Source organism: Haloferax sp. AS1, assembly GCF_014530665.1.
Taxonomy (GTDB): Archaea; Halobacteriota; Halobacteria; order Halobacteriales; family Haloferacaceae; genus Haloferax; species Haloferax volcanii.
In genome coordinates this window covers 560,563-578,589 of sequence record NZ_SPSA01000001.1, presented here as the reverse complement: position 1 = coordinate 578,589, position 18,027 = coordinate 560,563, and the positions used below count along the sequence as shown (strand labels likewise).

The 18,027-nt window shown below is 69.6% G+C and carries 14 protein-coding genes; 7 read left to right on the top strand and 7 right to left on the bottom strand.

Going from position 1 to position 18,027, the window contains the following annotated elements; translation table 11 throughout:
* Positions 1-27: 27 nt before the first annotated feature.
* Entirely contained in the window at positions 28-381 is a 354-nt protein-coding gene (locus E4P24_RS03170; RefSeq protein WP_049921808.1) for a rhodanese-like domain-containing protein, read from the bottom strand.
* Between the two features lie 136 nt (positions 382-517).
* Here E4P24_RS03170 and moeB point away from each other — a divergent pair, with 136 nt between their 5' ends.
* Positions 518-1,330 (top strand): molybdopterin-synthase adenylyltransferase MoeB, encoded by an 813-nt coding sequence (gene moeB, locus E4P24_RS03165; protein WP_188148110.1) that lies wholly within the window; start codon positions 518-520, stop codon positions 1,328-1,330.
* A 16-nt stretch (positions 1,331-1,346) separates the two neighbouring features.
* Here the strand turns inward: moeB and E4P24_RS03160 are convergent, their stop codons facing one another.
* The 4 genes from E4P24_RS03160 to E4P24_RS03145 form a co-directional block, all read right to left on the bottom strand.
* Positions 1,347-2,105, bottom strand: coding sequence for an SDR family NAD(P)-dependent oxidoreductase (locus E4P24_RS03160; protein WP_188148109.1), 759 nt, complete (start codon positions 2,103-2,105; stop codon positions 1,347-1,349).
* A 178-nt stretch (positions 2,106-2,283) separates the two neighbouring features.
* The gene (locus tag E4P24_RS03155) at positions 2,284-3,954 is read right to left on the bottom strand and encodes a methyl-accepting chemotaxis protein (protein WP_188148108.1); all 1,671 of its coding nucleotides are present in this window, start codon (positions 3,952-3,954) and stop codon (positions 2,284-2,286) included.
* A gap of 206 nt (positions 3,955-4,160) precedes the next feature.
* Entirely contained in the window at positions 4,161-6,656 is a 2,496-nt protein-coding gene (locus tag E4P24_RS03150) for a methyl-accepting chemotaxis protein (RefSeq protein WP_006600686.1), read from the bottom strand.
* Positions 6,653-7,831, bottom strand: a complete 1,179-nt coding sequence (locus E4P24_RS03145) for an ABC transporter substrate-binding protein (protein WP_223173963.1) — start codon at positions 7,829-7,831, stop codon at positions 6,653-6,655. Before E4P24_RS03145 ends, E4P24_RS03150 begins: the two co-directional genes overlap by 4 nt.
* Before the next feature lie 284 nt (positions 7,832-8,115).
* Here E4P24_RS03145 and mutS point away from each other — a divergent pair, with 284 nt between their 5' ends.
* The 6 genes from mutS (at position 8,116) to E4P24_RS03115 (ending at position 16,959) form a co-directional block, all read left to right on the top strand.
* Positions 8,116-10,890: a DNA mismatch repair protein MutS gene (gene mutS / locus E4P24_RS03140; RefSeq protein ID WP_188148106.1), complete on the top strand. Its 2,775-nt coding sequence runs from the start codon at positions 8,116-8,118 to the stop codon at positions 10,888-10,890.
* Positions 10,887-13,124, top strand: coding sequence for a DNA mismatch repair endonuclease MutL (gene mutL / locus E4P24_RS03135; RefSeq protein ID WP_188148105.1), 2,238 nt, complete (start codon positions 10,887-10,889; stop codon positions 13,122-13,124). The genes mutS and mutL overlap by 4 nt, the downstream gene beginning before the upstream one ends.
* A gap of 108 nt (positions 13,125-13,232) precedes the next feature.
* A complete protein-coding gene (locus E4P24_RS03130; RefSeq protein ID WP_188148104.1) occupies positions 13,233-13,535 on the top strand; it encodes a hypothetical protein in 303 nt (100 codons plus the stop codon).
* 88 nt (positions 13,536-13,623) lie between these two features.
* Entirely contained in the window at positions 13,624-14,586 is a 963-nt protein-coding gene (kdgK1, locus tag E4P24_RS03125) for a bifunctional 2-dehydro-3-deoxygluconokinase/2-dehydro-3-deoxygalactonokinase (RefSeq protein WP_188148103.1), read from the top strand.
* A gap of 106 nt (positions 14,587-14,692) precedes the next feature.
* On the top strand, positions 14,693-16,174 hold the full coding sequence (locus tag E4P24_RS03120; RefSeq protein ID WP_188148102.1) for a Na+/H+ antiporter NhaC family protein: 1,482 nt from the start codon (positions 14,693-14,695) through the stop codon (positions 16,172-16,174).
* Positions 16,175-16,314: 140 nt separating this feature from the next.
* Entirely contained in the window at positions 16,315-16,959 is a 645-nt protein-coding gene (locus E4P24_RS03115) for a DUF6663 family protein (RefSeq protein WP_115802177.1), read from the top strand.
* Between the two features lie 48 nt (positions 16,960-17,007).
* Here the strand turns inward: E4P24_RS03115 and E4P24_RS03110 are convergent, their stop codons facing one another.
* Together E4P24_RS03110 and E4P24_RS03105 are read right to left on the bottom strand one after the other, a co-directional pair.
* A complete protein-coding gene (locus E4P24_RS03110) occupies positions 17,008-17,172 on the bottom strand; it encodes a hypothetical protein (protein WP_004044385.1) in 165 nt (54 codons plus the stop codon).
* 110 nt (positions 17,173-17,282) lie between these two features.
* A complete protein-coding gene (locus E4P24_RS03105) occupies positions 17,283-17,780 on the bottom strand; it encodes a hypothetical protein (RefSeq protein ID WP_004065228.1) in 498 nt (165 codons plus the stop codon).
* Positions 17,781-18,027: the final 247 nt, after the last annotated feature.

Sequence of the window (18,027 nt, the reverse complement as noted above, 5' to 3'; positions counted from 1 at the left end):
CTGTCGAAAAGCGTCCGCAGAAGTGACTCAGAACGGCGACGTGGGACCGAGGTCCGTTTCGCCTTCGCTCTCGGTGCCGTCTTCGACCGCGCCGTCCCACGCGTCGAAGCCGCCGCGGAGGCTGGACACGTCGGCGTCGACGTTGCTGTCCAGCACCGAGGCGACCTGTTTCGAACTCTTGCCGACGTAACACGAGACGACCACCTCGGCGGGCCACTCGCGGTCGAACACCTCGGGGCCGAGCGTCGCAGCCGGGAGGTTCTCCGAATCGGGGATGTGGCCGGACGTGTACGACGAGGGGTCTCGGATATCGACGACGGCGAGCTCGTCGTCGTCGGCCAGTTTCTCGCGTAGTTCGTCAGGCGTCGTCTCGGCGACCATACCCGACGTGAACGGGCGGAGCGCCAAAGGCGCGTCGCTTCCGGCGATGTCGTCGCCGGCGGCGACGGTTCGGGGGTCGGAGGGAGGGGCGCGCCCGTGCCGCGGCTTTATTCGGGGGCGACGCCAACCTCGGGATATGGCGCTCTCACTCGACGCCACCCAGTTGGACCGCTACTCGCGGCACATCATCATGGACGAGGTCGGCCCGGAGGGCCAAGGGCGACTGCTCTCGTCGCGCGTCGTCGTCGTCGGCGCGGGCGGGTTGGGCGCGCCGGCCATCCAGTACCTCGCGGCGGTCGGCGTCGGCGAACTCGTCGTGGTCGACGACGACGTGGTCGAGCGGAGCAACCTCCAGCGGCAGGTCGTCCACCGCGACGACGACGTGGGGACGCCGAAAGCCGAGAGCGCCGCCGCGTTCGTCCGCGGGCTCAACCCCGACGTGTCGGTCGAACCGGTCGAAGCCCGCGTGGACAAGTCGAACGTCCACGAGGTCGTCGCGGGCGCGGACGTGGTGGTCGACGCCTCGGACAACTTCCCGACGCGCTACCTGCTCAACGACGTCTGTCGCTTCGAGGGAATCCCGCTGGTCCACGGCGCGATATACAAGTTCGAGGGGCAGGCGACGACGCTCGTCCCCGACGGACCCTGCTATCGATGTCTGTTCCCCGAAGCGCCCGAGCCGGGGACGGTCCCCGACTGCGCGACGACCGGCGTCCTCGGCGTCCTCCCCGGCACGGTCGGCTGTATTCAGGCGACGGAGGCGATGAAACTCCTGCTGGACGAGGGCGAGGCGCTCGACGGGCGACTGCTGTTTTACGACGCGATGGACATGACGTTCGAGACGGTCCCGTATCGGACGAACCCGGACTGCCCCGTCTGCGGCGAGGGCGGGGTCGACTCCATCGAGGACATCGACTACGTCGAGAGCTGCGCAATCAGCCTCGACTGAGGAGAGCGCGTCGGGGTTATTCCATCTCGCTACCGCCGTTGACGGGCGTGTAGGTTCCGGTCACGAACTGAGCGCCCTCGCCGGCGAGCGAGGCAATCGCGTGTGCCACGTCCTCGGGCTGCGCCACCCGGTTCAGCGGGGTTTGGGACGCGACCTGGTCGCGTACGTCGTCGATGTGACCCGCCGTGGCGTCGGTCTCGACCAGTCCCGGCGCCACGACGTTCGCGGTGATGTCGTGGGGGCCGTACTCCTGGGCGATGTACTTGGCGAACGCGTCGAGGCCGCTCTTGGCCGTGCCGTGAGCGATGAACCCCGGCGAGGGACTCTGTCCGGCGCCGCTGGAGACGTATATCGCGCGGCCGTACTCCTGTTCGACCATCTGCGGCAACACCGCTTTCGAGACGGTGAACGCGGCTTTGAGTTCGGCGTCGAGTTTCGACGAGAACTCGTCCCACGTCATCGACTCGAACGATTTCGTCGCGAACGGCATGTTCGCGTTGTTGACGAGCACGTCGATTCGCCCCCAGCGGTCGATGACCCCCTCGACCATCTGCTCGACCGCGGACGCGTCTGTCACGTCGGCCTGCGCGACGAGCGCCTCACCGCCGGCGTCGCGGATTTCGTCGGCCACCGCGTGGGCCTCCGTCTCACTAGAGCGATAGTTGATAACGACCTTCGCGCCGCGGTCAGCGAGCAATTTCGCCGTTTCAGCGCCGATACCGCGGCTGCTTCCCGTCACGAGGGCGACACGACCAGAGAGATTCGACTCGGACATCGTTCTAACCGAGTTCCGCTATCGACCAAGTATCTGTTGGATGATGATTTCGACGGCGATGAGAACCCGCAGCGTGCTGGCCGACGAATCCGACACGGATACCCGTTGTGTCGGAGTGCGGAGAGACGGCCGCGGAACGAAACGCGGACTCCGACCCGTGACCGACTCGGCGGGTGCGCTACCGGTCGAACTGGAACCCGCCGAACTCGTCGTCCGACCCGCCGTCGGTCGCCGCGCGAACCGAGTCGGCATCCGCGTCGGCGTCCGCGCTGCCGGCCGCGTCGTCGAAGTCCATCGCGTCCAGTTCCTCGACCGCCGTCGCGTCGCCGCCGACGAGGGCGTCCACCCGGTCAGCGAGCGCGTCGAGGGCGACCGTCTGGTCGGCGGTCGCGTCGGTGATGTCGGTCGTCGACGCCTCGGCGGCGGTCGCGTGCTCTTGGGCCATCTGAATCGTACTCGTGACCTCCTCGATGTTCGTCGCCTGCGAGTCGGTCGCGCGAGCGACCTCGGTGATGCCGTTGGCCGCGGAATCCGCGGCGTCGGCGATTTCGGAAAGCGAGGCGAGCACGTCCTCGATTTCGCCGGAGGCGACCTGAATCTGCTCGTGCGACTGCTCGGAGGCCAGCACCGTCTCGTCGGCCTGTTCCTGAATCTCGGTGATGCTGTCCGCGATTTCTTCGGTGTGCTCGTGGGTCTGGTTCGCGAGCTGTTTGACCTCGTCGGCGACGACGGAGAAGCCCTCGCCGGCCTCGCCGGCGCGGGCGGCCTCGATGTTCGCGTTGAGCGCGAGCAGGTTCGTCCGGTCTGCGACCTCCGCGATGACCTCGACGACCTCCTCGATGACGACCATGCGCTGTTGGAGTTCGGTCACGCTGTCGAGCAGTTCGTCGGAGATGTCGATGACCTGGTCGGTCGCGGACCGGATGCTCTGGCCGGCCTCCTGCCCGTTTTCGGCGGCCGCGCGGGCCTGGTTCGCTGCCGAGGCGACCTCGTCGGAGGTGGCCGCTATCTCCTCCATGCTGGCCGAAAGCTCCTGCATCTCCTCCGCGCCCGTCGACAGGAGGTCCGCCTGCTCCGTGACCTGCGATTCGATGTCGGTCGCGGCGGTCGCGGCCCGCTGAATCGCCCCGCCGAGGTCGGCGGTCGTAGCGTCGACCTCGCTGGCGAGGCGGTCGAACCGGGTCGCCATCTCGTTGAGGTCCGAGACGACCGCCAGCGTCTCGTCTTCGAGGACGCCGCGGTCGTCCGTGAACGACGCCCGGGCCGAGAGGTCGCCGGCGGTGAGGCTCCCGATGGTGGTCGATACCTCCTCGACGAGCGCCTCGGACGCCCGCTGTTTCTCCACCGCGTCGGTCCGGTCGTGGACCGCCTCGACGACGCCGACCAGTTCGTCGCCCTCGAACAGCGGTTGGGCGGTGAAGGCGATGTGGCGCTCCGCGCCGTGTCGGTCCGTCATCGTGCTGGCGTCGCGGTAGAGCCGACTGGCCTCGTCGACCACGTCGAGGCCGTGGACCTCGTCGGCGCTCCGCGGGTCGTCGAGCACCTTGTCGGCGAGCGTCTTCGCCCGCCGGCCGTCCGGGTAGAACAGTTCGCTCACGTGCTCCGACCCGAGCGCCTCCGCCGCGGGAACGCCCGTGAGCGTCGTAATCGGGTCGTTCCACGCGATGACCCGCCCGTCGGCGTCGAGGACGAACACCGGCGTCCCCACGCCGTCGAGCAGGGCACCGGCGTGCAACTGCTCGGCCGCCGCCGCGACCGTCCCTCGTTCGTCAGCCTGTGCGCCGCCGTCGGTCCGCGTCCGAGCCCCGACCCCCGGGACCAGCGCCGCGAGTCGCGAAAGCAGGTCCATATGTCTCCCCTCACGCAGATTGCCGGTATAACGCTACGCTCCGGATTATCAACTGTGAGACTGGGGTGGTACGAAAACGGTCACAGCCGACAGCCGGCTGCGGGACGCGAAACAGTCGAGAAAAACGGTGGTCGCGCGGGAGGGCCGAATCGGGAACCGACGGTTCGGACGGCCGCGAGGCCGCGCTTCGGCGGCGGGTCGCGGCGTCAGTCGAGTCGGTCGGAACGGTCGTCGGCAGAGCGGTCGGGGCCGTCGTCGTCGATGCCATCGTCATCGGGTCCGTCGCCGTCGAGGCCGCCGTCGGTCGTCGGCGCGTCGAGTTCGGCGGACGGAGTGGTGTCAGCGCCGGTGCGCGCACCGTCGCGGTCCGCGGCGTCGTGGTCGACGGTGAACTCGGAGACGAGCGACATCAGCCGCTCGGACTGTGTGGCGAGGCGGTCCGCGCCGTCGGAAACCTCGCTGAGCGAGGCGGTCTGTTCCTCGGCCGCGGCCGCGACCGATTCGGCTCGCTCGGCGGTCTCGTCACTGATATCCGAGACGCGGTCCATCATCGACGCGACCTCCTCGGTCGAGGCGGCCTGCTCGTCGGTGGTCCGGCTGATTTCGTCGACGCCGTCGGTCGTCTCGCGGACGTTCTCGACGATGGTGTCGAGCGAGTCTCGGGCGGTCTGGACCGCGTCGACGCCGGAGTCGACGGCGTCGCGCGTCTCGCGCATCTCGGAGACGGACGCCGCGGACTTCGCTTGGACCTCCTCGATGGTCGCCTCGATTTCCTCGGCGGAGGCCTTGGTCTCGCCGGCGAGCTCCTTGACCTCGTTGGCGACGACCGAGAAGCCCTCGCCGGCCTCGCCGGCGCGGGCGGCCTCGATGTTCGCGTTGAGCGCGAGGATGTTCGTCTGTTCGGCGATGTCGGTGATGAGTTCGACGATGTCACCGATTTCGGCCATGTCGCCTTCGAGGTCCTCGATGCGGTCGACCGTCCGGCGGGTCTGCGTCTCGACGGTCTCGATGGTGTCGATGGCGTTGGCGGCCGCCTCGTGGCCGTCCTCGCTCGCTTCGAGGGTGTGTTGGGCCGTGCGTTCGAGTTCGCTCGCCGAGGAGGCGACCTCCTCGATGGTCGCAGAGAGGTTGCTCGTCTCGCTCGTCGTCTGCCGGAGGTTCTCGCGCTGTTCGTGCGCGCCCTCGGCCATGACCTGCGTGGACTCGCTGACCTGCCGGCTCGCGCGCTCTATCTCCTGAGAACTCGCGGTGACTTCCTGGCTGGCCGCGGCGACGGTCTCGGCGAACTCGACGACCTCCGCGACGGTCGCTTCGAGTTCGTCGGCCATGTCGTTGAACGACCGCGCCATCTCGTTCATCGCGTCGTTGTCGGCGTCCTCGGACATCCGGCGCGTGAGGTCGCCGTCGGCGGCGTCCGCCATCGTCTCGCTGAACTCGGCGGCCGTCGCTTCGAGTTCGGTGATGAGGGCCTCCAGTTCCGTGTGCGTCTGCCCCATCGACTCGCCGAACGACCCCGGAATATCCTCGTCGAGGACGGGGTCGTCGAAGCGCTTGTCCGCGAGCGCCTCGGCCTGCCCGGCGACGGTCGTCAGGTACGCCTGCATCGACTCGAAGGAGTCGTACAGCCGGCCCATCTCGTCGATGCGGGCGGTGTTCGGGAGGTCGCCGTCGACCTCGCCGTTGGCGATGTCGTCTGCGTTGCGGGCGACGACCGAGAGGGACCGCGCGGTGCCGCGACCGATGGTCGCCCCGACGAGGAACAGCGCGCCGACGGCGAACGCGACGAGGAACATCACGTTCGTCGTCACGTGCGACTGGAGCGCGAACGCCCGCTCGGCCGGGACGTGGTAGGTGACCACCCAGTCGGTGCCGGTGATGGGCGCGTACGCCATCGCGTACTCGCCGGGCTCCATGCCCGTGCGGGCGGAGACGACCTCGTAGCCGGTCTGCCCCGACATCGCGGCGTCGATGGCCTCGATTGACGAGCCGTCGGCGGCCGCGTACTCGTCGAGGATGGACGCCTTGCGGTTGTCGAACAGGATGGTTCCGGACTCGGTGACGACCTTGGTGTCACCGGTCGCGTAGGGCGACTCGAACTGGTGGGAGCCGGCTTCGAGCGACGCCGTCAGGACGACCGCGCCGTCGGCCCCGGAGACGGGCGCGGCGAACGCGACGACCGGCTCGCCGCCGGATTCGTAGGGCGCGGAGACGGTCACGGACCGGCCCGACGCCAGCGCCGCGGCGTCGTCGGTCCACGGCGCGGACAGCGAGTCGAGCGACTGCCCGGTCGCGCTGTCGGTCGTGCTGGCGACGACCGCGCCGGTGTCGGCGTCGACGTAGTGGAGCGAGCGAACGTCGCCGGAGAGCTGGATGAGTTTCCCTTCGAGCCACCGCTGGTGGTCGGCCGCCGAGGTGCCCGCCGGCTGGTCGGCGAGCGATTCAGCGAGGAACGAGACGGTCGACTCCTTCGATGTCACCCAGTCGGAGACCGACTTGGCCTCCGTCGACGCCGCGCCGCGAATCTGCGATTCGGTCTGCGACTCGACGACCGACTTCGTGTCGAAGTGGATGTACGCGCCCGCGCCGCCCATGACGACCGCGATGAGGAGGAGCACGACGCCGAACTTCGCCGCGTAGCGCCGGCGAATCACGTTCGGGAGCGCCCGTTCGAGCAGGCTCGTCAGCCGCGAAAACGGATTCATCGTCCGCCTCCGGACTCGAAGAACTGGCGCTGGAGGAGTTCGACCTGCTCGACCGAGCCGTTGCGGACGCGCTCGACGAGGTACGAACTCAGCGGTTCGAGCGCCTCCGTGAGGTCGACCCCGCTCGACGCGCCCTGATAGTTCAGTTCGCGGCCGGCGTCGACGAGGGTCCGAACCCGGTCGAACTCGCCGACGGAGACGGTGTGGCCGGTCCCGCCCGAGACGGTCTGGAGAGCGTCGGCGATGGCCGGACCCGACGCCTCACCGGCGTACTCCGCCGCCGTCGCCATGAGGAACAGGGCGTCGTAGGCGTTCGCCGCGTAGGGCTGGAGCGGCGCGATGTCGGAGAGCCGCTGAGTGAGATGGAAGTAGCCGTCGGTCCGAACCGACGACAGCGAGGCGCTGTAAAACCCCTCGTAGTAGGGCGGAATCTCGCCGTCGAACAGGCCCGCCGAGAAGACCCACGGGGCCTCGTGGTCGGACGCGCCGTAGGCGTCGAGGACGCCCCGTTCCTGTCCGGGGACGCTGACGAAGCCGACCGCGTCGGGCGAGTCAGCGAACACCTCGTCTATGACGCCGCCGAAGGCCTCCGCGCTCGGGTCGTAGCTGACCTCGGTGACGACTTCCGCGTCGAGTTGGTCGCCGAGCGCGGTGCCGAGGTCGGAGCCGAAGGCCCCGTCGACGGTGAGGAGGGCGACCCGGTCGGCGTCGGTGTACTGCGGCGCGTCGAGAATCTTCGCCATCGCGGTCGCCTGGAGGCTGTCGCTCGGGACGGTCCGGCCGAAGAACTTCCGGCCGTCGGCCCGCCCGGCGTCCGAGAGCCGGGGGTTCGTGCTCGCCGGGGACATCTCCATGACGGCGTCGTCGGCCGCCGTCGGAGCGAGCGCGAGCGACACGTCGCTGACGAGGCCGCCGACGAAGCCGACGACGCCCGCGTCGGCCAGCGAGGCGTAGCCGTCGGTCGCGACCGACGCGGACCCCTCCGTGTCCACGGTGGTCAGTTCGACCGGCCGGCCGAGCACGCCGCCCGCCCCGTTGATGTCCTCGACCGCCTGCTCGGCGGCGCGCTTGCCGTGCGTTCCCACCTGCTCCAGCGACCCGCTGACGGGCAACATCGCCCCGAATCGAACGGGCTCCCCGGACTCCGTTCCGAACGTTCCCACGCACCCGGACAGCGAGCCGAGCCCCACCGCGCCGGCGGCCGTGCGGAGAAACGTTCGTCTATCGTGCCTGACTGTCACAGATTCCCCGAGACAACTCCCGTATATAATTTTGGGCCGCCGATTATCAGACGCTGTATTTTTGGAAGAATCGTCCAACATTAGACGCGAAGTATGGACGCGGTATCACACGCCACATCGAGGCGTCGCCGCGTCGGGCCGCCGCGAGTCGAGGCGGCGGCGACCCCGTCGGCCGGGGCATCGTAGCGTTTTATCCGCCGGCCCGCCCACGTGCGGACATGACTACTCAGGGAATCGTCGGACAGTTCCTCTCGTTGAAAGAGGAGACCGACGCCGACCTGCTCGCCATGCAGTGCGGCGACTTCTACGAGTTCTTCGCCGACGACGCCGAGACGGTCGGCCGCGAACTCGACCTCAAAGTCTCCCAGAAGTCCTCGCACGGGTCGTCGTACCCGATGGCGGGCGTGCCGCTGAACGACCTGACACCCTACCTCAAGGCGCTCGTCGAGCGCGGCTACCGGGTCGCCGTCGCCGACCAGTACGAAACCGAGTCCGGCGACCTCCGCCGGGAGGTAAAGCGCGTCGTCACGCCGGGCACGCTCCTCGAAACCTCCCGCGCCGACGCGCAGTTCCTCGCGGCCGTCGTGACCGACGGCGACGGCGTCGGCCTCGCGTTCTCCGACATCACGACCGGCCAGTTCCTCGTCACCGAGGCCGCGACCGTCGACGACGCCGCGGCCGAACTCTACCGCTTCGCCCCCGTCGAGGTCCTCCCCGGCCCGGAACTGCGGAGCGACGACGAGACGCTCTCGCGGCTGCGCGAGGCCACCGACGCTTCCTTCTCGCTTTTCTCCACCGAGGCGTTCGCGCCGGGTCGCGCCCGCCACGCCGTCCGCGAGCAGTTCGGCGCGTCAACGGCCGATAGCGTCGGCCTCGACTCCGACCTCGCGACCCGCGCCGCCGGCGGCGTCCTCGCCTACGTCGAGGAGACGGGCGCGGGCGTCCTCCGGTCGATGACGCGCCTCCAAGTCTACCACCCGTCGGACCTGCTCGAACTCGACGCGACCACCCAGCGCAATCTCGAACTCACGGAGACGATGCACGGCGACCGCTCGGGGTCGCTGTTCGACACGATAGACCACACCGTCACCTCGCCCGGCGGCCGCCTCCTCCGCGAGTGGCTGACTCGACCGCGACGCGACCGCGACGAACTCGCCCGCCGACACGACGCCGTGGAGTCGCTCGCGTCGGCCGCCCTCGCCCGCGAGCGCGTCCGCGAGGTGCTCGACGGGGCGTACGACCTCGAACGCCTCGCCTCCCGGTCGGCGTCCGGGAGCGCCGGCGCGTCAGAGCTGCTTTCGGTCCGCGACACGCTCTCGGTGCTTCCCGCCCTCGCCGACGCCATCGAGGGGACCGAACTCGCGGACTCCCCGCTCGCGGAAGTCGTCTCGCGGCCCGACCGAGACGCCGCGGCCGACCTCCGGACGGACCTCGCCGACGCGCTCGCCGAGGACCCGCCGAAGACGGTCACGCAAGGTGGGTTGTTCCGGACGGGCTACGACGACGAACTCGACGACCTCATCGAGCGCCACGAGTCGGCAAAGTCGTGGCTCGACACGCTCGCTGACCGCGAAAAGCGGGACCACGGCCTCTCGCACGTCACCGTCGACCGCAACAAGACCGACGGCTACTACATCCAGGTCGGCAAGTCGGTCGCGGACCAAGTGCCGGACCACTACCGGCAGATAAAGACGCTCAAGAACTCCAAACGCTTCGTCACCGAGGAGTTAGAGGAGAAAGAACGCGAGATTCTCCGGCTCGAAGAGGCCCGCGGCGACCTCGAATACGAACTGTTCGAGGACCTCCGCGAGCGCGTGGCCCGGCACGCCGAACTCCTCCAAGACGTGGGCCGGACCATCGCCGAAGTGGACGCGCTGGCGTCGCTCGCCACCCACGCCGCCGGCAACGGGTGGACGCGCCCCGAACTCACCGAGGCCGGAGCGCTCGACATCGAGGCCGGTCGCCACCCGGTCGTGGAGACGACGACCGACTTCGTCCCGAACGACCTCCGCATGGACGACGAGCGCGGCTTCCTCATCGTCACCGGACCGAACATGTCCGGCAAATCGACGTACATGCGGCAGGCGGCGCTCATCACGCTCCTCGCGCAGGTCGGCAGTTTCGTGCCCGCTCGCTCCGCGACCGTCGGCGTCGTCGACGGCATCTACACCCGCGTCGGCGCGCTGGACGAACTCGCGCAGGGCCGCTCGACGTTCATGGTCGAGATGCAAGAGCTCTCGAACATCCTCCACTCGGCCACCGAGGACTCGCTCGTCATCCTCGACGAGGTGGGCCGCGGAACCGCGACCTACGACGGCATCTCCATCGCGTGGGCGGCCACCGAGTACCTCCACAACGAGGTGCGCGCGAAGACGCTGTTCGCCACGCACTACCACGAACTGACGAGCCTCGCGGACCACCTCGACCGCGTCGCCAACGTCCACGTCGCGGCCGACGAGCGCGACGGCGACGTGACGTTCCTCAGAACCGTCGTCGACGGCCCGACCGACCGGAGCTACGGGATTCACGTCGCAGATTTGGCGGGGGTTCCGCGCCCGGTGGTCGACCGCGCCGGCGACGTGCTGGACCGACTCCGCGAGGAGAAGGCAATCGAGGCGAAGGGCTCCGGCACCTCGGAGCCCGTGCAGGCCGTCTTCGACGTGGGGAGCGGCCAGATGAAGGTTGCCGAAGCCGGCGACTCTGGCGGCGACGGCGACGATTCGGATGGCTCCGGCGCGCCCGCGAACGGCGCGACTGGAACGGGTGCGGCCGGCAACGGCTCGGTGGACGCGGCCGCGGCCGTCGAAGGGAGTGCTGAAGCGGACCGCGCCGGGACCGGGTCCGACTCCGAGTCCGAACCCGCGCTGGACCCGGAGACGGAAGCCGTCCTCGACGAACTGCAATCGACCGACGTGAACGACACGTCGCCGCTGGACCTGATGGCGAAGGTGCAGGCGTGGCAGTCGAAACTCGACGGCGGTGACGGCGAATGAGCGACATCAAACAGCTCGACGAGAAGACCATCCAGCGCATCGCCGCCGGCGAGGTGGTCGAGCGACCGGCCTCGGTCGTCAAAGAGCTGTTCGAAAACAGCCTCGACGCGGACGCGACGCGCATCTCCGTGGCCGTCGACGCCGGCGGGGTTGAGGGCGTCCGCATCCGCGACGACGGCGTCGGCATGAGCGAGGACGACCTCGAACTCGCCGTCCGCGAGCACACGACGAGCAAAATCGGCGACATCGAGGACCTCGAAGCCGGCGTCGGCACCCTCGGCTTCCGCGGCGAGGCGCTCCACACCATCGGCGCGGTGTCGCGGCTGACCATCCGGTCGAAGCCCCGCGGCGGCGACGTGGGCACCGAGTTGCAGTACGAGGGCGGCGAGGTCGAGTCGATTCGACCCGCCGGCTGTCCCGAGGGGACGGTCGTCGAGGTCGACGACCTGTTTTACAACACGCCCGCCCGCCGGAAGTTCCTCAAGACGACGGCGACCGAGTTCGACCACGTCAACGCGGTCGTCACCCACTACGCCCTCGCCAACCCCGACGTGGCCGTCTCGCTCGAACACGACGACCGCGAGGTGTTCGCCACCGAGGGCCGCGGCGACCTGCAATCGACCGTGCTCTCGGTGTACGGCCGCGAGGTCGCGGAGTCGATGGTCCCCGTGGACCACGACGCCCCCGGCGTCTCCGTCTCGGGGCTCGTGAGCCACCCCGAGACGACCCGGAGCACCCGCGACTACCTCTCGACGTTCGTCAACGACCGCTACGTCACCGACCGCGTGCTCCGCGAGGCCGTCCTCGACGCCTACGGCGGCCAACTCGACGCCGACCGCTACCCCTTCGCGGTGCTGTTCGTCGAGGTCGCGCCCGACGCCGTGGACGTGAACGTCCACCCGCGGAAGATGGAGGTCCGCTGGGACGACGAGGCGGGCGTCAAGCGCGAGGTGACCGAGGCGGTCGAAGACGCCCTGCTGAGTCACGGTCTCGTCCGGTCGTCGGCCCCGCGGGGCCGGTCGAAAGCCGACGAAGCGGCCATCGAACCCGGTTCGACGGACGGTGACGACGCGGCCCAACTGGACCCCCACGAGGTCCGGGAGTCGGATTCGGACGGCGAAACAGACGACGCGGAGTCCACGTCGGCACGGGACGTGCAGTCGGCGCGGGAGGCTCGGGAGTCGCGCGCGGCCCGCGAGTCGGGCGCTCGGGCGAACTCGGGTGCGACCGCGACCCGCGACGCCGACCCGGACACCACGCCTGCAACTGAACACAACGCGGGCGGCGACGCGGACAGTCCGACCGGCGCCGACGACTCGTCCGGTTCGACCGCGGAGACGCCCGCGGATTCGTCCGGCCCGACCGAGGCGCCGGCATCGACACCGCCGACGCCGCCCCGCGAGTACGACCTCGCGCCGGGGCCGGAAACGACAGAGCAGTCGTCGCTTTCGACCGACGACGGGGGCGAATCGGAGGCAGCGCCGGACGCGGCGTCGTCGGCCGCATCGGCGGCGGCCGAAAACGCGTCCCGAAGCCCTCCCTCGCGCATCGCCGCGCCGACGACCCAGCGCGACCTCTCGGGCGAGGAAGCGGACCTCTCGCCCGAGTTCGACTCGCTTCCGTCGATGCGAATCATCGGCCAACTCGCGGACACCTACATCGTCGCCGAGACCGACGAGGGGCTGGTGCTCATCGACCAGCACGCCGCCGACGAGCGCGTGAACTACGAGCGCCTGAAGGGAGAGGTCGAAGGCGACACGCCGACGCAGGCGCTGGCCGAGTCGGTCGAACTCGAACTCACCGCGCGCGAGGCGGCGCTGTTCGAGGAGTACCGCGAGGCGCTGGCGCAGGTGGGCTTCCACGCCGGGCGGACCGGCGAGCGGACCGTCTCGGTGCGGACCGTGCCGGCGGTGTTCGACGCCGCGCTCGACCCCGGCCTGCTCCGCGACGCGCTGACGGCGTTCGTCCGCGAGGAGGCCGACGGGGGCCGGAAGACCATCGACGCCGTCGCCGACGAACTGCTGTCCGACCTCGCGTGTTACCCCTCGATTACGGGCAACACGTCGCTCCGGGAGGGCTCCGTGCTCGACCTGCTCGCGGCGCTCGACGACTGCGAGAACCCCTACGCCTGCCCGCACGGCCGCCCGGTTATCGTCGAGTTCGACCGCGACGAAATCGGCTCGCGCTTCGAGCGCGACTACCCCGGCCACGGCGGGCGGCGACGCGAGGAGTAGCCGGCGCGGGTCGGCTGGTTCGGTCGCCCCGCCCATCACCCGCTCCCGGTTCTCGGAACCGATAGCCGCGGCGAGGATTCAAGTTCGGGGACCGAGACGGTAGGGGCGATGAACCCGCTGGTCGTTCTGGGCATCTGCTTCGGGCCGCTGGTGCTCGTCGTCTCGTATCTCTTCACCGCGGCGACGGGGCCGAGCGTGCCGCCGTGGGCCGACGCGGTCGGGCAGGCGATTCGGCTCTACGGGACGGCGGCCGCCGTCATCGTCGGCCCGCTGGCGCTCTACGCCGACCGACTGGACCTCGCCCGCGAGGGCGACTGGGTTCCCTCGCCCGTGTACTACCTGATTGCGGTTCCGTTCCTGAGCATCCCTATCGCGTTCATCTATCTCGTCCGGCGGCTGACGGCCGCGTGACCCGGCCGGAAGGGCGACCGAATCGACCGCGGGCGCGAACCTCGTCGGCAACGCCGGAGGTTTATATCGCGCCCGCGAACGGCCGTCCATGACAGCACTCGTGACCTTCGGCGAGACGATGCTTCGGCTGTCGCCGCCGCGTGGCGAGCGACTCGAAACCGCCCGCGAACTCGAAGTGCAGGCGGGCGGTGCGGAGTCGAACGTCGCCGTCGCCGCCACCCGACTCGGTCGAGACGCCGCGTGGTTCTCGAAGCTCCCGGACTCGCCGCTCGGCCGGCGAATCGTCAGCGAACTCCGGAGCCACGGCGTCAACACCGACGGCGTCGTCTGGACCGATGACGCCGACGCCCGACAGGGCGTCTACTACCTCGAACACGGGGCGGCTCCCCGGCCGACGAACGTCGTCTACGACCGCGCCGACGCGGCCGTGACGACGCTGGAGACGGGCGAGTTCGGCCTCGACGCCGTCCGCGACGCCGAGGTGTGTTTCACGAGCGGCATCACGCCCGCGCTCTCCGAGACGCTCTCCGAGACCACCGCCGACGTGCTCGAAGCGGCGCAGGACGCCGGGACGACGACCGCGTTCGACCTGAACTACCGGACGAAGCTCTGGTCGCCCGACGAGGCGGCCGAGACGTACCGCGACCTGCTCGACTCGGTTGACCTGCTTTTCGCCGCCGAGCGCGACGCGGCGACCGTCCTCGGGCGCGACGGCGACGCCGAGTCCGTCGCCCGCGGGCTCGCCGGGGACTACGACATCGAAACCGTCGTCGTCACCCGCGGCGAGGAAGGGTCGCTCGCGGTGTCCGACGGCGCGGTGTCCGAACAGGGCGTCTACGAGGCGGAGACGTACGACGCAATCGGCACGGGCGACGCCTTCGTCGGCGGCTATCTCGCCAAACACCTCGACGGCGGGAGCGTGGCCGAGTCGCTGGAGTGGGCCTCGGCGACGGCGTCGTTCAAGCGGACCGTCGAGGGCGACATCGCCGTCGTCAACCCCGAGGACATCGAGCGCGTCGTCGCCGACGAGGGCGACGGCATCTCGCGGTAGCGCGCCGACTCGTCAGCGAAATCGGACGACTGGCCGACGATAACGATTTTCCGTCACAATCGAAGGGTCAGATTCAAACCCGCCACGAAGATAACCGATTTCGGTAATGGCAACACTCTCGTTCGAACCGCTGACGTACGACGACATCCCGGACGGCGAGCGCCCGTCGCTCTCGCAGGCGCTCGTCCCCGTCGTCGGGATGCTCGTCTTTCTGAGCGTCGGCGTCATCTGGCTCGGACTCGACCCGCAGTTGCCGCTCCTGTGGGGAATCATCCTCACCGGGGCGGTGGGTCGCTACTGGCTGGGGCTGCCGTGGGACCGGCTCTCGGCGGGCATCCGCGACGGCATCAACATGGGGCTGTCGGCGCTTCTCATCCTGCTCGTCGTCTACATGCTCATCTCGACGTGGACCGCCGCGGGGACGATTCCCGCGCTCATCTACTACGGCCTCGACTTCCTGTCGCCGGCGGTGTTCCTCCCCGTGGCGACGCTGCTTTCGGCCGTGGTCACCTTCGCCATCGGGTCGTCGTGGACGACCGCCGCGACGCTGGGCGTCGCCTTCATCGGCATCGGCTCTGGGTTGGGAATGCCCGACGCGATGACCGCCGGCGCGGTCCTGACGGGGGCGTACACCGGCGACAAGGTGTCGCCGTTCTCCGACACGACGAACCTCGCGGCCGCCGTCACGAACACCGAACTCCTGACCCACGTCCGGACGATGCGCGTCGGGACGACTATCGCGCTCGTCATCTCGCTCGCGGCCTACGCCGCCCTCGGCCTCACGGCGAGCGGAAACATCCCGGCCGGGCGCGTCGCCGAGATGCAGGCGGCCATCGCCGGGACGTACGCCGTGACGCCGCTGGTGTTCGCGCCGCTCGTCGTGACGTTCGTCCTCGCGCTCCGGGGCTACCCCGCCCTGCCGTCTATCGTCGCGGGCGTGGTCGCCGGGACGCTCACCCAACTGTTCGTCCAAGGCCCCGTCGCGGTCGATACCTTCGTCGGCGCGTGGAACGTCGCCTTCGCGGGCACCGCGCCCTCGACGGGCGTCGAGACGGTCGATTCGCTGCTCGCCTCCGACGGTCTGCTCGGGTCTGCGTGGACGATGACGGTCATCCTCGCGTCGCTGTCGCTCGGCGGGATTCTCGAACGGACCGGCTGTATCGCCGTCCTCGCACACCACCTCCGTCGGGTGCTCACCTCGGTCGCCTCGCTGACGGTCGGGACGGCCGCCTCGTCGCTAGCGATGAACGCCATCGCGGCCGACCAGTACATGAGCATCGTCGTGCCCGGCATGAGCTTCCGCGGTCTCTACGACGACTTCGACCTCGAAAGCCGGAACCTCTCGCGGGCCATCGAGTCCGCGGGGACGACCACGAGCGCGCTCATCCCGTGGGGGACCGGCGGCGCGTACATGGCCGACGTGCTCGGCGTCCCGACGCTCCAGTACGCGCCCTACTACTTCCTCGGCTTCCTCTCGCCGCTCATCCTCGTGGCGATGGGGCTGTCGGGGTGGCGAGTCACGGAACAGGGCTCCGACACCGACGCCGGTCTCCGCGGCGCGGTCGCGTCCTTCGGCGACGACGACTGAGCGAGCGCCGAGGTGCGCGGGCGACGACCCGCCGGCGGCGACCTCCCCGGGCGACCTCCGGCGGCGACCCACCGACGACGACCCCCCGCGGTCGCCGGGCGACCGGCAGGCGTATTTCCGTTCGTCCAGTAGCCGCGGACATGGAGGTCACGACGGCCGGCCGATTTCGGGTCTATCGCAGTCCGCGCGACGGAGACGAACTCCTCTTGCTCGAACTCCCCGACGAGCGCGTCGACTGGACCGACCCGGCCGTCGAGACCGACGCCGACGACGCCTACTCTCCGACCTACGTCCCGCGAACGGGCTACGACGGTGACCTCGCAGCGCGCGTGTCGGCGCTCGAACCCGGCAACGAAATCGAGGCCACGCTGCGCTGGGACGACGGCGACCCGCGGTTCGAGGAACTGTCGGTCCGCGACCGGACCCGGTTCCGGTTCGTCGGGGCCGCGACGGGGCTGTTCGAGGCCGCCCGCGAGACGTGGCGGGCGACCGGCGACGGCGAGGCCATCGGGTCGCGCGTCACCTACGGGACCGACGGCGACCCCAACGCCGTGCTCTACGTCTTCGCGAAACAGCCCGGCGCGCGCGACCTGTTCGACGAGTTCGGCGACGGCGTCGTCCCCGTGGACCCGCTTTTGGACCGCCTCGACGACGAGACCGACGCGCCGGACGCGCCCCGCGAGGTGTTCGTCCTGCGCCCCCTCGACGAGGAGTTCGTCCTCGTCGCCATCGCGCTCGACCGCGAAGGGCTGTTCGCGCGGACGATGCGCGACACCTACTGCTGACGCCGCAGCGTCGCGGGCGGCGACGCCGACCCGCCGCGGTCCACTCGGTCACTCGTCGCCGTCGCCGTCGCTCGACGCGCGGGAACCGCACTCCGAACACCGGTAGACGGTTCGCCAGCCGCCGCCGGTGACGAACCGCCGTCGAAACGAGTGTCTCGCGCCGCAGTCGTCGCAGACCGTCGGCGGTCCGGCCGGGTCGGGAGCGTCGCGCATACGCCGAATCGTGGCGGCTGCGACCTAAATCTCACCGCCGACCGATACCGACGGGAGGGCGGCCGGTCGAGTTCGAAGGGCTCGGCAGAAAAGCCGGGCGACGAGGCGCGTCAGTCCTCTTGGGTCCAGCGCTGGTAGACCGCGGAGCCGCCGAGGACGGCGAAGACGAGCGAGCCGAGACCGGGCGCGCCGACGGCCGAGATGACGGGGACGCCGACGGCGACGGCAATCATGAGGACGATGCCGAGCGCGGCGAGGGCGGCGTAGTACTCGCTCCACGAGAGTTCGCCCTCGGGGACGACCTCCATGTAGACCGTCACGTCGCCCGCCTCGGCCAGCGAGACGACTTTCGACTCCTCGTCGTAGTTCACGATGTCCAGTTCAGCGAGTTTCGGGATGTGGGTCTGTTGCAGCGAGACGTAGGCGCTCTGCCGGATGTTCCGCGGGGGCGGCGACTCCCCGGTCTCGGCTTCCGCGATGCGCTCCGAGAGTTCGCGGAGCGTCAGGTCGCCGTCTTGGAGGTACTCGATGGCCATCCGACGGCGGTCGTTACTCAGTACCTCGTGAATACGCGTCTCGGAGAGTCCGGGTTCGGATGTTGTCGCCATACGAGGATTCGATCGGTTTGTGACTGGTCGCTTCTCCTATATCAACGGTTCGCCTCCGGTATCGAAATCAAAAACGTCGACCGCGACCGAATCACCCGACAGGACTCCCGTCACCCGCGTTTCGGGGCGGATTGGCGACAGCTGTCAGCCGGGCGTCGGCCACAAGAACCATCTACTGTGAGATTCGCACGACCCGCGACCCCCGAGCGTCGACGACTCGGTGCTGCGAGCGACGACGTTACGGGCA

Bases quoted from the DNA above. Each gene is read 5' to 3' on its own strand.
- kdgK1 (WP_188148103.1), top strand. From the start codon at position 13,624: ATGACAGCACTCGTGACCTTCGGCGAGACGATGCTTCGGCTGTCGCCG.
- mutL (WP_188148105.1), top strand. From the start codon at position 10,887: ATGAGCGACATCAAACAGCTCGACGAGAAGACCATCCAGCGCATCGCC.
- E4P24_RS03120 (WP_188148102.1), top strand. From the start codon at position 14,693: ATGGCAACACTCTCGTTCGAACCGCTGACGTACGACGACATCCCGGAC.
- E4P24_RS03150 (WP_006600686.1), bottom strand. From the start codon at position 6,656: ATGAATCCGTTTTCGCGGCTGACGAGCCTGCTCGAACGGGCGCTCCCG.
- E4P24_RS03155 (WP_188148108.1), bottom strand. From the start codon at position 3,954: ATGGACCTGCTTTCGCGACTCGCGGCGCTGGTCCCGGGGGTCGGGGCT.
- mutS (WP_188148106.1), top strand. From the start codon at position 8,116: ATGACTACTCAGGGAATCGTCGGACAGTTCCTCTCGTTGAAAGAGGAG.
- E4P24_RS03110 (WP_004044385.1), bottom strand. From the start codon at position 17,172: ATGCGCGACGCTCCCGACCCGGCCGGACCGCCGACGGTCTGCGACGAC.
- E4P24_RS03105 (WP_004065228.1), bottom strand. From the start codon at position 17,780: ATGGCGACAACATCCGAACCCGGACTCTCCGAGACGCGTATTCACGAG.
- E4P24_RS03170 (WP_049921808.1), bottom strand. From the start codon at position 381: ATGGTCGCCGAGACGACGCCTGACGAACTACGCGAGAAACTGGCCGAC.
- E4P24_RS03115 (WP_115802177.1), top strand. From the start codon at position 16,315: ATGGAGGTCACGACGGCCGGCCGATTTCGGGTCTATCGCAGTCCGCGC.
- E4P24_RS03130 (WP_188148104.1), top strand. From the start codon at position 13,233: ATGAACCCGCTGGTCGTTCTGGGCATCTGCTTCGGGCCGCTGGTGCTC.
- moeB (WP_188148110.1), top strand. From the start codon at position 518: ATGGCGCTCTCACTCGACGCCACCCAGTTGGACCGCTACTCGCGGCAC.
- E4P24_RS03160 (WP_188148109.1), bottom strand. From the start codon at position 2,105: ATGTCCGAGTCGAATCTCTCTGGTCGTGTCGCCCTCGTGACGGGAAGC.